This is a genomic window from Synechococcus sp. R6-5, from assembly GCF_047461775.1.
Taxonomy (GTDB): domain Bacteria; phylum Cyanobacteriota; class Cyanobacteriia; order Thermostichales; family Thermostichaceae; genus Thermostichus.
The window spans coordinates 1-734 of the sequence record NZ_JANSHV010000279.1; the positions used below are offsets into that span (position 1 = coordinate 1).

Sequence of the window (734 nt, forward strand, 5' to 3'; positions counted from 1 at the left end):
GCGCTGTTCACCATCCACGATCCAGGTTTCAGGAATGCCAGCCGCAGCGTAGCGGGGCAGTTTCTCAATGCGATCATACTGCGCTGTTGTATCGGAAACCTCGATGATCAGCAACACATCGGCGGCTACGGGATGGGCACGCTGGTAGTTATCGGCGCGTGGACGCAGAACAGCGACATCGGGTTGCGGTTCAGTGTAGTCGTTCAACTGGATCGGATTCTGCGGACTGACAATCGCCTGATCGCCGACCAGATCGATAAGGCGCTTCACAAGGCGACGCACGATTGCGGCATGGAGCGGTCCGATCGGACTCATGGTACGAACCTCGCCATCAATCAACTCCACCCGATCATCTTCGGTAAGAATGCCGCTCTCGCGCATACGTGCGTAATCATGAACGCTAAAGACGTGACGAACAATGTCAATGCTCATATGTTATCACCGGATTTGTGAACCACTGATACTGATCTTGATCAATCAGGATGCATTCCTGCCGGGGCAACGAATGGTCGTTCGTGAGACGTTCCTGGCGCTCTGGAGCGGCGCGCATCCCTACACCGCCTGAGTGCGATTTGTACAATCCTCATATATGGTCTCCCTGTACCTGGAACAGTGCGTCTTCTTGTACAGCCTGGGTGCGCGGGTGTCTCACCCGCATGTAGCAATTCTCACAGAGGTTGAACACTCCCGGAATCGCGCTCCCGATGCGGTGACCGAAATGATGGTCTTTGAAT

The 734-nt window shown here is 54.8% G+C and carries 1 protein-coding gene; it reads right to left on the bottom strand.

The genetic code is table 11. From position 1 onward, the window contains the following. On the bottom strand, positions 1-432 hold a 432-nt coding region (locus NW818_RS12720; RefSeq protein ID WP_414424760.1), incomplete at its 3' end, for a Uma2 family endonuclease. Positions 433-734 lie beyond the last annotated feature (302 nt).